The organism is Chromobacterium aquaticum (assembly GCF_021129195.1).
Classification (GTDB): domain Bacteria; phylum Pseudomonadota; class Gammaproteobacteria; order Burkholderiales; family Chromobacteriaceae; genus Chromobacterium; species Chromobacterium aquaticum.
In genome coordinates, this window is sequence record NZ_JAJOHW010000045.1 from 87,019 (window position 1) to 99,560 (window position 12,542).

The window sequence follows — 12,542 nt, forward strand, 5'->3', positions numbered from 1 at the left end:
TGCAAGGCCATTCCCGATGAAACTCCCGCTGCTTGTCCTCAGTTTGCTGCTTGCCCTGCCGACCTCCGCCGCGCCCAAGATTTCCGCGGAACACAAGATACTGTTCTTCGGTCAGGACGACCGCGTCCGTACCCGCCCCAACCATCAGCCCTGGCTCGCTGTCGGCCAACTGCAAACCCGCTCGCGCACCATCTGCACCGGCGCGCTGGTGGCGCCCGATGTGGTGCTGACCGCCGGCCACTGCTTCATCGACGAAAAAGGCCGCTTCGACCCCGCGGTCAGCTTCACCGTCGGCCTATGGGGCGATGAATACACCGCGCGCAGCAAGGTGCTGGAAGTGCAAGTGGACAAGGCCTTCCTGAAAGGACTGGACCGCCGCGCCGACGGCCTCTACATCCCGCCGCGCATCGCGCCGCGCGATTTCGCCTTCGTGCGCCTGGCCACGCCGCTGGGCGACACCCAGGGCGTGCTGCCGGTGTTCAGCGGCAACGCCAAACAGCTGAGCCAATTGCTGGACCAGCAAAGCTGGACGCTGACCCAGGGCGGCTACCCGGTGGATGATCAGACCCATCTGCTGGTGCACCAGGGCTGCAAGGCCACCAAGCTGCGCCCGGACGGCCGCCTGACCCACCGCTGCGATACGCTGGAGGGCAATAGCGGCTCGCCGGTGTTCGTGATGGGGCCGGGCCAGCCGGTGATCGTCGCGGTGCAAAGCTCGGCGCCCACCGCCGCGCGTCGCAACAAGGAAGACAATATGAGCGTCAGCGCGCCGATATTCTACGAGGCGCTGCAGCAGTTCATCCGCAAGCGCGCGCAGAAATGAAAAAAGCCCCGGCAACGGGGCTTTTTTCTATTCAGGGCTTGCGCCCTCACTCCGCCAGCGCCTGGCGTTGCAACGCCACCAGTTCGCCGATGCCGGCGCGCGCCAGGCTCAACATCGCCTGCAGTTCCTGATCATCGAACGGCTCGCCCTCGGCGGTGCCCTGCACTTCAACGAAGCGGCCGTCGCCAGTCATCACCACATTCATATCGGTATCGCAGTTGGAGTCTTCGGCGTAATCCAGGTCCAGGACCGGCGTGCCTTGGTACAGGCCCACCGAAATCGCCGCCACATGGTCGCGCAGCGGGTTTTCGCTCAGCTTGCCCTCGCGCAGCAGCAGGCCGATCGCGTCGGCCAGTGCCACATAGGCGCCGGTGATGCTGGCGGTGCGGGTGCCGCCATCGGCCTGGATCACATCGCAGTCGATCTGGACCTGGCGCTCGCCCAGCTTCTCCAGATCCACCACCGCGCGCAGCGAGCGGCCGATCAGGCGCTGGATTTCCTGGGTGCGGCCGGACTGCTTGCCGGCCGACGATTCGCGGCGCATGCGCGAGCCGGTGGAGCGCGGCAGCATGCCGTACTCGGCGGTGACCCAGCCGCGGCCCTTGCCCTTAAGGAAGCCCGGCACGCTATCGTCCACGCTGGCGGTGCAAATCACCTTGGTGTCGCCAAACTCGATCAGCACCGAGCCTTCGGCATGCTTGAGGTAGTTGCGGCTGATCCGCACCGTGCGCAAGGCGTCGGCCGGACGTTGGGAAGGTCGCGTCATATCGTCGTCCAAAATGGTGAATGCCGACGATTATAGCAGCCGCCATCCCCGCTTATGGCGCCAAGAACCTGTTTACGATTCACCGCGCGTCGGCAGGACAGCCCTTGAACGATGGCTTAATCGTGCTTGCCCGCCACCCGGCTGGCGAGAATCTCCTGATGCATGGTTTCCAGATTGGAATCCAGTATCGTCCGTCCCAACTGGCGCGGCGTCACTTTCTCGGTATCCAGCAGGTCTTCGCGTTCGCCGTAATCCTGCGCCTCGTCCAGCAGCGTCACCCCCGCCGCCGACAGATTGTCGCCGCCGGCGCCGGCGCGACGCTCGGCCACATTCATCAGCGCCGGCAACACCTGGCTGACATTGCGGCGGACAAACACCTTTTCCAGTTCCGGGTCCATCACCTGCGACCATAGGCCGTCGGAACACAGCAGGATGGAGCAGCCGGCGCCGACGTGCTGTTTCTCGCCGACATCGATATCCGGGTCGCTGGCCGCGCCCAAACAGTTGTAAATCTTGTGACGCTCCGGGTGCACTTTGGCCGCATCCTCGCTCAACTGCCCCTGATCGATCAGGCGCTGCACCTGGGAATGATCGCGCGAACGCAGCCGCAGGCCTTTTTCGTCCAGCAGGTAGAGCCGGGAATCGCCGACATGGCACCAGTACAACTGACCCTGCTGGATAATGGCCGCCACCACCGTGGTGCTGGGCACCTCCGGCAGCCGGTGATCGGCCGCGTAATCCAGGATCACCTGATGCGCGGTGCTGACCGCATTGACGAGAAAGCGGTTGGGATGGGTCAGCATCGGCGTGGCCTGTTGGTAGAACAACTCACTGAGCAGGTCCACCGTGATCTGCGCCGCCACTTCGCCGCGCATGTGGCCGCCCATGCCGTCCGCCACCGCCAGCATCACCGCGTCGCGGGAATGCGCGATCACCAAGCGGTCCTGGTTATAAGCGCGCCCGCCGATGCGGCTTTCCTGATAGATCGATAGTTTCATGGCTATCCCCTCATCACGAGCGTCCGCCGGTCAGGTTTTTCAACCATCCCATCCATTTGCTGCTGGCCAATTCCGCCGGAGCCGGCTGCCCGTATTCCTCGGCCATCAGCCGCTTCTGCAGCCCCGCCACCGTGGCCGGCCGCTCATCCGGAGGCAGCGCCAGGCATTGATCGGTCAGTTCCAGCAGTTCCGGGGAATACAGATGGCGGAAGGCCTTGCTCGCCGGCTGCAGCCGGTCGCTTTCCTTGCGCTCCTTGGACACCTGCGGCGTGCCGCCGCCCATGCAGGCGTAAAGACAGGCGCCCAGGGCGTAGATATCGGTCCACGGACCCAGCGGCGCGTCTTTCTCGTATTGCTCCGGCGCGGCGAAACCCGGCGTGTACATCGAGGCGAAGTGCTTGTCGCGGCGCGACAGCGTCTGCCTGGCCGCGCCAAAGTCCAGCAGCAGCGGCGCGCCATTGCGGCGCAGATAGATATTGGCCGGCTTGATGTCCAGATGCAGCAGGCGCTGCAGATGTACTTCGCGCAGGCCGGACAAGAGCGCGGCGAACCATTTGCGCAGACGCCGCTCCTCCAGACGCCCGCCGGCCAGTTCCAGCTCGCGCACCAAGGAGCGGCCATCGGCGTACTCCATCACCATGTAAACCGTCTGATTGGCGCGGAAAAAATTGATTACGCGCACCACGGTGGGATGGGAAATGCCGGAAAGGATGCGTCCTTCCTCGAAGAAGCACTTAAGGCCGAGATTGAACGCCTCGCGGTCCAGCTCGTGCGGCACGGTGACCTGGCCATCATCGTCGCGCAGCGCCAGATTGCGCGGCAGATACTCTTTGATTGCGAACTTGTTGTCCTGATCATCAAGCGCCAAATAGACAACGCTGAAGCCGCCAACCGACAACTGGCGGACAATCGTGTACTCCCCCAAGCGGGAGCCGGCCGGCAAGGCTGTCTGCGGGTTCGATTGAGTCATGGGGTATCAGTTGTTATAGTGTTCACAGGCCTTGGATTGAGCTTAGCAAAGCAATTCGGGCCCAGCCTTGAGAATGTTCCAATCCGCTCATCCTAAGGGGGTGTCTGATGATTTTAAGTATGACAGGCTTTGCCGCAACCAGCAGGGAATTTCCCGGCGGTTTGCTCAGCCTAGAGATCCGTTCGGTCAACCACCGCTATCTCGACTTGCAAATGCGCTTGCCGGAAGAATTGCGCGTCATCGAACCGCAATTGCGCGAACTGATTTCCGCCAAGGTCAGCCGCGGCAAGCTGGAATGCCGCGTCGGCATCAACCAGGTGGACAGCGCCGCGCCGACGCTGGAATTGAACCAGGCGGTGCTGAAGCGACTGATCGAAGTGTCGCAGCAAGTGCGCGAGCAGGCCGGCGAAAGCCGCGGCCTGTCGGTGGGCGAGCTGATGCGCTGGCCCGGCGTGATGAAAAGCAATGAGCTGGCGCCGGAAGTGCTGCAACAGCTGTGCACGGCCTGCCTGGCCACCGCGCTGCAGGACTTCAACGCCTCGCGCGGCCGCGAGGGTGAAAAGCTCAAGCTGGTGCTGGAAGAGCGCATCGCCGGCATGGAGGGCATCGTAGCCGCGATCAAGCCCAAGCTGCCCGCGATCCTGGAAGCGCATATGTCCAAGCTGTCCAGCCGGCTGCAGGAAGCGCTGGGCAATGTCGACGAGGACAGGCTGAAGCAGGAGTTCGCGCTGTTCGCGCAGAAGATAGACGTGGACGAGGAACTGGCTCGCCTCAGCACCCATCTCAGCGAAGTGCGCCGCATCCTGAAGGCCGGCGGCCAATCCGGCAAGCGCCTGGACTTCCTGATGCAGGAACTGAACCGCGAAGCCAACACCCTGGGCTCCAAATCGGTCTCCACCGAAACCACCCAGGCTTCGGTCGAGTTGAAAGTACTGATTGAACAGATGCGCGAGCAGATCCAGAATATCGAATAAGCATGGCCGTGGCGGCCACCAGGCCGCCGCTGCCGCTCATTGACCTTCGGGAAAGACCAAAATATGACCAAAGCAGAACTGATCGCGGCGCTGGCCGAGAGATCCGGCCTGAGCAAGGCCGATGTGCTCCGAGTGCTGGGCGCTTTTGACGATGTGCTGCAGGACGCGCTGGCCGGCGGCGATGAAGTCACCACCGTGGCCGGCAAGTTCAAAGTCAAGGAAAGCGCCGCGCGTACCGGTCGCAATCCCAAGACCGGCGAAAGCATTGAAATCGCCGCCAAGCGCAAGGTAGTCTTTCTGCCCAGCAAGCAATTGAAGGACAAAGTGGCCTGAGCGCGGCTTCAGCCAGCTTTCCCCACACAGAAACGGCGAGGATGCTCCTCGCCGTTGTCCATTCCCGCTTCAGTTTTGCCGCCAGATCAGCCGCGCGATCGCCGACGAATCCAGCTCACCCTCGCCTTCCGCCACCAGTTGATCAATCAGCGCGGACACCCGTTCGGCTTCCGGCAGCTTGATGCCCTGCTCACGCGCGGTTTCCAGCACGATGTGCATGTCCTTGGCGTGCAGCTTGGCCTTGAAGCCCGGCGCGTAATTGTCGTCTATCATGCGCTGGCCGTGGATATCCAGCACCTTGCTCTGAGCAAAGCCGCCCAGCAGCGCGGCGCGTACCGGAGCCGGATCCACATTGCAGGCCTGGGCCAGCTTCATGATTTCCGCCACCGCGGCGACGCCAACGCCGACCGCGATCTGGTTGCAGGCCTTGGCCACCTGGCCGGCGCCGCTGGCGCCGATATGGGTAATGGTCTGCCCCATCGCTTGCAGGGCCGGACGCGCGCGCTCCAGCGCCTCGGCCTTGCCCCCCACCATGATGGTCAGCGTGCCGTTGACGGCGCCGACCTCGCCGCCGGATACCGGGCAATCCAGGAAGTCGATACCAGCTTCGGCCAGCCGCGCCGCGATGCGGCGAGCGCCATTCGGCGCGATGGTACTCATATCGGCGCACACCAGGCCAGCGCCGGCGCCATGCACCGCGCCCTGTTCGCCCAACAGCACCTGTTCCACATCCGCGGTGTCCGACACATTGGTGATCAACAGCTCCGCTTGGCCGGCCAGGGCCGCCGGGCTATCCGCCCAGCTCGCGCCAGCCTGCAGCAGAGACTCGGCCCGCTCGCGGCTGCGCGCCCATACCGCCACTTGGTGGCCGGCCTTGAGCAGATTCAACACGCACGGTCGGCCCATGATGCCCAGACCGATATAAGCGACTTTCATTTACGACTCCACGATGAAAACGACGACATCCATCGAGGATAAGGGGAAGCGCGCCGCAGCGCCAGTGCATGAACGACAAGACTGCACGGCAAAGGCTGCCAAGGCCATGGAACAAAGCGCAGCAGACTTTGAATAGACGCTTAGGGCGTAGGTCCGGATTCGGACTCCGGTAGAGGCGCGGGCTTGCGGCCGCCCAACCAGGCTTCGAACTCATAGTCCTTGCCCGAAGCGTGATGCTCCAGGAAATAGACGAAGGCCAGCACCTCGGCCACCGCGCGGTAGAGCTCGGGCGGGATGTTCTTGTCCAGGTCCACCTGCATCAGCAGCGACACCAGTTCCGGCGAGTCGTGCACGAACACCCCGGCCTCGCGCGCCCGGTCTATGATGCGCTCGGCCAGTTCTCCATAGCCCTTGGCCACTACCCGCGGCGAGCGCTGACCATCCTGGTATGACAGCGCCACCGCCGAGCGGCGCTTGTCCTCACTCGGCGGCCGCGCCATCGTCCTTCACCACCAGGCTGGCCAGCGCCAGCCCAGCCGAAGCCAGCCCGGATTCCAGCCGGCTGGCATTCTGAGTGATCAACTGTCCTGCTTGGGCGTCTTCGGCGGCAAACGACACCTGCACCGCCTGTCCCACCAGGCGGATACGCGCCGCCATGCCCCCCAGCGCCGGCAGATGCAACGACAAATTGGTGGACCAGGCCTGCATCTCTTCCTGGCCATTGCCCTCGCGGTCGGCTTCGGACTTTTCCTGCTCTATCACCATCTGCATTGGCTGGCCGGGCCAGGCCATGCCCTGGAACTGCAGCTGCTGGTTTTCCAGGCCGTTGAGCTGGCGCTGCACCAGATTGCCCAATTCCTGCATCTGAGGTCTGGCGTTGACCGCGCCGTGATCGGAAGACGCGGCCAGCGCCTGGCTCATCTTGGCTTGAGGCTCCTGCTTGATTTCGGCCAGGCTGGTGCGGCCGTCGGCAAAGTCCTTAAGATGGGATTCGTAAAACAGGCCGCTCTTGGCCACCCCGTGCTGCAAATCCTCCGCCACCTTGGGCGGCGGCTGCTGCGCGGCATTGACCAGCACCGGCTTGCCGGTGTCGCTGGTCTGGGTGGACAACAGATGAGTCAGATATTTGGAGGCCGGGCTCAAAGCCACTTGCACCGAACTGCCCTTGGTCTGCTCCGCGCTCTCCTTGCTGCCATCCTGCAATAGAAAGGTCAGCGCCGGCTGCAAGGACGCCACTTTCAATTGCAGCGTGTCGCCGCTCACCGTCGCCCCTTGAGGCAGATTCAGCGTGAACAGCGAATTCTTGATCAATACCGCCAGTTGATTGTTATCGAGCCTATCCGCCACGCGCGCGGTGACCTGCTCGCCCAACAGCAGCGTCGGCAGACGACTGGGCAGCGTCGCCGTTTCCAGCAGCAGTTTGGCGCCCTCGCCCAATAGCTGCGAGGGGTTGATCTGCTGAGCCGGCAAGACGCCGGTATTGATCGACGGGATCATGAGGTAGGGCTATTCCGGTACAGGGAAACAATCAACTCGGCCTCGCTGCGGGAAATGCCGCAGCGGGACGCCACTTCGGAAGCCGTTAGCCCCTGGCGTATCATCTCGATCGCCTGATTATAGGGGCTGAGCCCGACATCGCTGTGCGCTTGCTGATCCACGCGCGACAGCAGGCGCGACATATCGCGCTGCAAGGCGCTGATCTGCTGCTGCTGCTGATCCAGATACATGGTGGTCAAGCTATCGCGCTTGCTTTCCAAGCGCAGCACGCGCCAATAGACATAGGCCAGCGCCATGGCCAGCATCAGCCACAGCACAACCATCAGGTATGGGAAGAAGGTGCCGGACATCTTGGTTCCCCATGGAAGAGTTTCCGCCGTGACTTAATTTTATGGCGAAACCTCCAACAACCCAAGGCAAACCCGCCATCGAACCAGCCTCGCCCCAGCGGGGCCGCCGAGGCGACTTGCGCTCAACGATAGTGTTTCAGCACCCGAGAATTCTGGTTGATCAGCACCAGTTCGGCGCGAACATCCTCGCTCCACTGCGCGAGTTCGGCCTGGATCGCCTCGCGGCGCTGAACCAACTCGCGCAAGCCTGCGCGCTGCGGCTCATCCAAGGCCGCCAAGGCATCCTTATTCAGCGCGGCCAGCAGACGCGCCATCAGCTTCTCCTGCTGCGCCTGCAAAACGCTGAAGCGCTCATAATCCTTGGCCGTTACCACCGCGGCAAGCTCGGATGTCAAGGCATCCAACTCCGCCATCAGCGGGGCCAGCGCGGCAACTCGCGTCGCAGCCGTCATGCACCCGCCACCGCGCTCGCGGCCGGCTGACTGCGGTCAACCTGCTGCCAAGCCGGAAGTATGGTTTCCAGCAGGCCGCGCACTTCCGCCAAAATCACTTGGTCGTTCTTGAGGCTGGCTTGTCCCAAACGGTTTTTCATATACAGATACAACTCGTTTAGATTGACCGCCGCCTCGCTGCCAGCTTCGACATCCAGCGCAATGCGCAGTCCTTCGACGATATCCATCGCCTTCGAGATCATGCGCGCCTTTTCATCGAAACGCTGCGCTTCGATCGCAATGCTGGCGGTCATGATCGCCTTGATTGCGCCCTCGTACAGCATCACCACAATCCCGATGGGACTGGCGCCGTATACCGCAGCCTTCAAGGCATCGTTTTCATAAGCCTTGTTGAACTGCTTCAACATTCTGGAATTCAGCATTTTGTAAGCACCCGCTGTGCCGGACCGACGCGTTATTGTTCAAGCCGCGCTGGCTCTCGGCGAAAAATCATGACTGGACGACTGCAGCTTATACCTGAGACATCAAACCGCTCAAATTATTGGTGCTGGCTGCCATCTTGCTCAGCGTCGAGTTCAACGCGGTGTATTGCTGCGTGTATTGCTTCTGCCGCGCGGTCAAGCGAGCGGTGAGCGAATCTTGTGAAGCCTTCTCGGTGGTGATGCGTGAATTGATCGAAGTCTTGCTGCTTTCCACCACGCCCGACGGCCCCAACATGCTGTTGATTTCCTTGTTCAGCAACTGGGCAATACCGTTATTGCTGCTGTTGCCAAACAGGTTCTTGACCGCGGTCGGGTCTTTCTTCAAGGCATCGTTGAATTTGGTCGAATCCAACTTGATGGTGCCATCTTTCTGAATCGCGATGCCAACTTGGGACAGATAAGCAAAAGAATTGACCGGGTCAACACCGGGAATGGATTTGGTCAGTACATTCTGCAATTGCTGCTGAATGGATAGAACCGAGGCATTGCCCTTCATGCTGCCGGTACGGGCGTCCTTGATGGAGCTGAGCACTTGGTTGTAGGCATCGACAAAGCTCTGCAAATTCTTGCTGATACCCGCCGAGTCCTGATTCAGGGTCACCGTGGTGTTGGCGTTTTCCTTGTACAAATCCAGGTCCACCCCTGGAATCGCTCCACTGACTTTGTTACTGCCGGAAGTGACTTTGACGCCGTTGACGGTCAGCTCCGCATTGGCGGCCAGCTTGGACTCACTGGTGGCATCCGCGCTTTGCGATAGCCCGCCCATGACATTGCCACCCTCCTTGCCCGTGTCCGTACTGCCCGTGCCGGTAATGGCGAAGGCGTTGTCAGTACCGGAAGAGGTCGAAGCCAGGACTAGCTTGAAGTTGCCGTTATTCTTGACCACCGACGCGTTGACACCCATGCCTTCGGCATTGATCTTGTCGGAAATGGACTGCAGGGTAACCTTGTCGCCCGGCTTGTCACGCAGCTTGACCGTCTGTTCCTTGCCATTGACGGTGAATTTCAGTTCGTCCGGCGCACTGGGAATGTCTGCCTGGGCATCTGTGATCTTAGTACTGCCAACCTGATCAAACACCAACTGGCGCGAAGTGGCCAGCTTGGACACATTGACAACATAGGTGCCGCTGACCCCACCGGAAGTGGTACTGACCCCGGCCACCGAGCTATCGCTGGCCGATACCTTGAACGCTTGCAGAAACGACCCGGAAGATAGGCTGGTGATCGAGCTTTGCAGCGCGGACAACGCAGAACCGATCTTGCCGAGGTCGCTCAGCTGGGTGTTGTAACCATCCAGTTTCTTCTGGCTGGCGAGCAATGGCCGGGAATCGATCGCCATCAACTGGCTAACGATGGTTTGAACGTCGATCGCACCGACGGATGTAGTTATCCCTGCCATATTCATCACCCCTTATAAGTTTTTGAGCCGCTCCTGGGACTCAGGCCTTGTCCTTCAGCAGCATGCCTTTGAAGTCGCCAATCGCCTTGGCGATCCGGATCGCGTCCTCGGAAGGTATCTGCCGGATTACCTTCTGAGTTTCCTTATCCACAACTTTCACCACCTGAAGATCCGTGTCCTTGTCCACCGAGAACTCCAGCTGGTTATTGTACAGCGAGGCCACGCTGTTTAGTTGCTTCAGCGAGGACTGCAGCTGCTCGGTAACCGATGGCTTTTCCTTGGCCGCGGTATTCTGCGCTTGCTGCTGCTGCGCCTGACCGGCGGCGGCTACAGCCTGGGCATTGTCCGGCAAAGAGGCAGCGGCCTTATCGGCTCCCTGCCCGCTTTGCGCCAGCTCCACCGTTTGCTGCCGCGGAGCGGATGCTCCCGCGTTGGCAATCGGCAGCGATTGTAAAGAAGGTATTTGCATGACAACTCTCCTGACGCGCGCAGCTCCGGTTGCCCAACCAACCGGAGCCGCCGCTGGCTCATACCATCATTCTAGAACTTATTGCAGCAGGGTCAGTGCCGACTGCGGCAGCGAGTTGGCGTTCTTCAGAATCGAAGTGCCAGCCTGTTGCAGAATCTGGTTCTTGGTCAGGTTAGCAGTTTCCGCCGCGAAGTCCACATCCACGATACGGCTGTTGGCTGCAGTCAGGTTTTCCACGTAGTTCTGCAGGTTGGCCACCACCGCGTCGAAACGGTTCTGCACCGCACCGAAGGTCGAACGGATGTTCGATATCTGGGCAATATCCGCGTCCAGCGACGACAGCGCGCCCGATGCACCGTTCTGAGTCGTTACGCTCACCGTACCGGTATTGGTCAGGCTCGAGTTGTAGGTGTTCAAAATACCGCCAGAGGTCAGGTCGGTCGACGAAATCGAAACCTGGTTGGTCGTCGCGCCGGACGAGCCTACCTGGAAGGTCAGAACCGAACCACCGGACAACAGGCTGGTGCCGTTGAACTGCGTGGTTTGCACGATACGCGAAATTTCCTGGGTCAGCTGGTCCACTTCGCTTTGCAACTGCGAACGGTTGGTGTTGCTGACCGAGCCGTTGGACGCTTGTACCGCAATTTCACGGATACGCTGCAGGTTGTTGGCGATCTGGCCCAACGCGCCTTCAGCGGTCTGTCCTACCGAGATGCCATCGTTAGCGTTCTTGATCGCCTGGTTGTTACCACGAATCGCGGCGGTCAGCGTCTGGGAAATCGCCAGACCAGCGGCGTCATCCTTGGCGCTGTTGACGCGCAGGCCGGAAGACAAGCGCTGCAGGGAAACCTGCAATGCATTGTTGGAGTTGCTGAGGTTGCGCTGCGCGTTCAGCGACGCAATATTGGTGTTGACGGTAATAGCCATGGTGATTCTCCTGATGTCCAGTTGGGCAAAGCGACTTGCTTACTCACCATATCGTCAGGGGCACAATAAACTTTATAGCTGCAATGTGAATTTTACCGTAACGCCACTTTCTCAGTATTCTCCGTTTCCGACTTGAAACCAGGCAAAACAGGGCGTCCTAGCGATACAGACGCCCTGCACTTGCGCCTTCGGCTTATTGCAGCAGCGTCAGAGCCGACTGCGGCAGCGAGTTGGCGTTCTTCAGAATCGAAGTGCCGGCCTGCTGCAGAATCTGATTCTTGGTCAGGTTCGCTGTTTCCGCCGCGAAGTCCACGTCCACGATACGGCTGTTGGCCGCGGTCAGGTTCTCGGTGTAGTTCTGCAAGTTGGCCACTACCGCGTCGAAACGGTTCTGTACCGCACCGAAGGTCGAACGGATATTCGAGATCTGGGCAATATCCGCATCCAGCGACGACAAGGAAGCGGAAGCGCCACCCTGGGTTGTAACCGTGATGGTGCCAGTGTTGGTCAAGCCCGAATTATAGGAATTCAGGACATTGCCCGAGGTCAGGTCGACCGATGAAATCGAAACTTGGTTGGTCGCCGCGCCGGACGAGCCTACCTGGAAGGTCAGAACCGAACCACCGGACAACAGGCTGGTGCCGTTGAACTGCGTGGTTTGCACGATACGCGAGATTTCCTGGGTCAGTTGGTCCACTTCGTTCTGCAGCTGCGAACGGTTGGTGTTGCTGACCGAACCGTTGGACGCTTGTACCGCGATTTCGCGGATACGCTGCATATTGTTGGCGATCTGACCCAGCGCGCCTTCAGCGGTCTGACCTACGGAGATACCGTCGTTGGCATTCTTGATCGCCTGGTTATTACCGCGGATGGCCGAGGTCAGGGTTTGGGAAATCGCCAGACCGGCGGCATCGTCCTTGGCGCTGTTCACGCGCAGGCCGGAAGACAGGCGCTGCAGCGAAGCCTGCAGGGAGTTGCCGGATTGATTGAGGTTGCGCTGAGCATTCAACGACGCGATATTGGTGTTTACTGTAATAGCCATGTGAGTCCCCTAGAGATCAAGACTGCGTCAACCGGAGCACCCGACTTTTTCCGCAGCACGCTTACTTGATCGTCCAAAGGTTAATAAACTTGACCAAAATGGTATTTTTACCAATCAATCCATT

At 60.7% G+C, this 12,542-nt stretch carries 16 protein-coding genes; 3 read left to right on the top strand and 13 right to left on the bottom strand.

The window, feature by feature from the left end; translation table 11 throughout:
- The first annotated feature begins 16 nt into the window (after positions 1 to 16).
- The gene (locus LQT98_RS08005; RefSeq protein ID WP_231461825.1) at positions 17 to 823 is read left to right on the top strand and encodes a trypsin-like serine peptidase; all 807 of its coding nucleotides are present in this window, start codon (positions 17 to 19) and stop codon (positions 821 to 823) included.
- 46 nt (positions 824 to 869) lie between these two features.
- Here LQT98_RS08005 and rph read toward each other — a convergent pair whose 3' ends face one another.
- From rph to LQT98_RS08020, 3 genes are all read right to left on the bottom strand, one after another.
- Entirely contained in the window at positions 870 to 1,589 is a 720-nt protein-coding gene (rph, locus tag LQT98_RS08010) for a ribonuclease PH (RefSeq protein ID WP_231461826.1), read from the bottom strand.
- Positions 1,590 to 1,705: 116 nt separating this feature from the next.
- Positions 1,706 to 2,587, bottom strand: a complete 882-nt coding sequence (locus LQT98_RS08015; protein WP_048408846.1) for a PP2C family protein-serine/threonine phosphatase — start codon at positions 2,585 to 2,587, stop codon at positions 1,706 to 1,708.
- Between the two features lie 13 nt (positions 2,588 to 2,600).
- Positions 2,601 to 3,557 (bottom strand): serine/threonine protein kinase, encoded by a 957-nt coding sequence (locus LQT98_RS08020; RefSeq protein WP_231461827.1) that lies wholly within the window; start codon positions 3,555 to 3,557, stop codon positions 2,601 to 2,603.
- Positions 3,558 to 3,664: 107 nt separating this feature from the next.
- Here LQT98_RS08020 and LQT98_RS08025 point away from each other — a divergent pair, with 107 nt between their 5' ends.
- Both LQT98_RS08025 and LQT98_RS08030 read left to right on the top strand, forming a co-directional pair.
- On the top strand, positions 3,665 to 4,531 hold the full coding sequence (locus LQT98_RS08025; RefSeq protein WP_231461828.1) for a YicC/YloC family endoribonuclease: 867 nt from the start codon (positions 3,665 to 3,667) through the stop codon (positions 4,529 to 4,531).
- Positions 4,532 to 4,594: 63 nt separating this feature from the next.
- On the top strand, positions 4,595 to 4,864 hold the full coding sequence (locus LQT98_RS08030) for an HU family DNA-binding protein (protein WP_048408849.1): 270 nt from the start codon (positions 4,595 to 4,597) through the stop codon (positions 4,862 to 4,864).
- 69 nt (positions 4,865 to 4,933) lie between these two features.
- Here LQT98_RS08030 and LQT98_RS08035 read toward each other — a convergent pair whose 3' ends face one another.
- The 10 genes from LQT98_RS08035 to LQT98_RS08080 all read right to left on the bottom strand — a co-directional run bounded on the left by LQT98_RS08035 (position 4,934) and on the right by LQT98_RS08080 (position 12,418).
- Entirely contained in the window at positions 4,934 to 5,800 is an 867-nt protein-coding gene (locus LQT98_RS08035; RefSeq protein WP_048408896.1) for an NAD(P)-dependent oxidoreductase, read from the bottom strand.
- 140 nt (positions 5,801 to 5,940) lie between these two features.
- A complete protein-coding gene (locus LQT98_RS08040; protein ID WP_048408850.1) occupies positions 5,941 to 6,300 on the bottom strand; it encodes an EscU/YscU/HrcU family type III secretion system export apparatus switch protein in 360 nt (119 codons plus the stop codon).
- Positions 6,281 to 7,297 (bottom strand): flagellar hook-length control protein FliK, encoded by a 1,017-nt coding sequence (gene fliK / locus LQT98_RS08045; protein WP_231461830.1) that lies wholly within the window; start codon positions 7,295 to 7,297, stop codon positions 6,281 to 6,283. Before fliK ends, LQT98_RS08040 begins: the two co-directional genes overlap by 20 nt.
- Positions 7,294 to 7,647: a DUF2802 domain-containing protein gene (locus tag LQT98_RS08050; RefSeq protein ID WP_048408852.1), complete on the bottom strand. Its 354-nt coding sequence runs from the start codon at positions 7,645 to 7,647 to the stop codon at positions 7,294 to 7,296. The genes fliK and LQT98_RS08050 overlap by 4 nt, the downstream gene beginning before the upstream one ends.
- Before the next feature lie 122 nt (positions 7,648 to 7,769).
- Positions 7,770 to 8,060, bottom strand: a complete 291-nt coding sequence (locus tag LQT98_RS08055; protein ID WP_231461831.1) for a hypothetical protein — start codon at positions 8,058 to 8,060, stop codon at positions 7,770 to 7,772.
- A 35-nt stretch (positions 8,061 to 8,095) separates the two neighbouring features.
- Positions 8,096 to 8,506: a flagellar export chaperone FliS gene (fliS, locus tag LQT98_RS08060; protein WP_231461832.1), complete on the bottom strand. Its 411-nt coding sequence runs from the start codon at positions 8,504 to 8,506 to the stop codon at positions 8,096 to 8,098.
- 103 nt (positions 8,507 to 8,609) lie between these two features.
- Entirely contained in the window at positions 8,610 to 9,980 is a 1,371-nt protein-coding gene (gene fliD, locus LQT98_RS08065; protein ID WP_231461833.1) for a flagellar filament capping protein FliD, read from the bottom strand.
- 40 nt (positions 9,981 to 10,020) lie between these two features.
- Positions 10,021 to 10,380 carry a flagellar protein FlaG gene (locus LQT98_RS08070; RefSeq protein ID WP_231461834.1) on the bottom strand — a complete coding sequence of 120 codons (360 nt, stop codon included), beginning with the start codon at positions 10,378 to 10,380 and terminating at the stop codon, positions 10,021 to 10,023.
- A 147-nt stretch (positions 10,381 to 10,527) separates the two neighbouring features.
- Positions 10,528 to 11,376 (bottom strand): flagellin N-terminal helical domain-containing protein, encoded by an 849-nt coding sequence (locus LQT98_RS08075; protein ID WP_231461835.1) that lies wholly within the window; start codon positions 11,374 to 11,376, stop codon positions 10,528 to 10,530.
- Between the two features lie 193 nt (positions 11,377 to 11,569).
- The gene (locus tag LQT98_RS08080; protein ID WP_231461836.1) at positions 11,570 to 12,418 is read right to left on the bottom strand and encodes a flagellin N-terminal helical domain-containing protein; all 849 of its coding nucleotides are present in this window, start codon (positions 12,416 to 12,418) and stop codon (positions 11,570 to 11,572) included.
- Positions 12,419 to 12,542 lie beyond the last annotated feature (124 nt).

What these genes read in the sequence shown, in the direction of transcription:
- LQT98_RS08005 (WP_231461825.1), top strand. Translation starts at nt 17, where the DNA reads ATGAAACTCCCGCTGCTTGTCCTCAGTTTGCTGCTTGCCCTGCCGACC.
- rph (WP_231461826.1), bottom strand. Translation starts at nt 1,589, where the DNA reads ATGACGCGACCTTCCCAACGTCCGGCCGACGCCTTGCGCACGGTGCGG.
- LQT98_RS08015 (WP_048408846.1), bottom strand. Translation starts at nt 2,587, where the DNA reads ATGAAACTATCGATCTATCAGGAAAGCCGCATCGGCGGGCGCGCTTAT.
- LQT98_RS08020 (WP_231461827.1), bottom strand. Translation starts at nt 3,557, where the DNA reads ATGACTCAATCGAACCCGCAGACAGCCTTGCCGGCCGGCTCCCGCTTG.
- LQT98_RS08025 (WP_231461828.1), top strand. Translation starts at nt 3,665, where the DNA reads ATGATTTTAAGTATGACAGGCTTTGCCGCAACCAGCAGGGAATTTCCC.
- LQT98_RS08030 (WP_048408849.1), top strand. Translation starts at nt 4,595, where the DNA reads ATGACCAAAGCAGAACTGATCGCGGCGCTGGCCGAGAGATCCGGCCTG.
- LQT98_RS08035 (WP_048408896.1), bottom strand. Translation starts at nt 5,800, where the DNA reads ATGAAAGTCGCTTATATCGGTCTGGGCATCATGGGCCGACCGTGCGTG.
- LQT98_RS08040 (WP_048408850.1), bottom strand. Translation starts at nt 6,300, where the DNA reads ATGGCGCGGCCGCCGAGTGAGGACAAGCGCCGCTCGGCGGTGGCGCTG.
- fliK (WP_231461830.1), bottom strand. Translation starts at nt 7,297, where the DNA reads ATGATCCCGTCGATCAATACCGGCGTCTTGCCGGCTCAGCAGATCAAC.
- LQT98_RS08050 (WP_048408852.1), bottom strand. Translation starts at nt 7,647, where the DNA reads ATGTCCGGCACCTTCTTCCCATACCTGATGGTTGTGCTGTGGCTGATG.
- LQT98_RS08055 (WP_231461831.1), bottom strand. Translation starts at nt 8,060, where the DNA reads ATGGCGGAGTTGGATGCCTTGACATCCGAGCTTGCCGCGGTGGTAACG.
- fliS (WP_231461832.1), bottom strand. Translation starts at nt 8,506, where the DNA reads ATGTTGAAGCAGTTCAACAAGGCTTATGAAAACGATGCCTTGAAGGCT.
- fliD (WP_231461833.1), bottom strand. Translation starts at nt 9,980, where the DNA reads ATGGCAGGGATAACTACATCCGTCGGTGCGATCGACGTTCAAACCATC.
- LQT98_RS08075 (WP_231461835.1), bottom strand. Translation starts at nt 11,376, where the DNA reads ATGGCTATTACCGTCAACACCAATATTGCGTCGCTGAACGCGCAGCGC.
- LQT98_RS08080 (WP_231461836.1), bottom strand. Translation starts at nt 12,418, where the DNA reads ATGGCTATTACAGTAAACACCAATATCGCGTCGTTGAATGCTCAGCGC.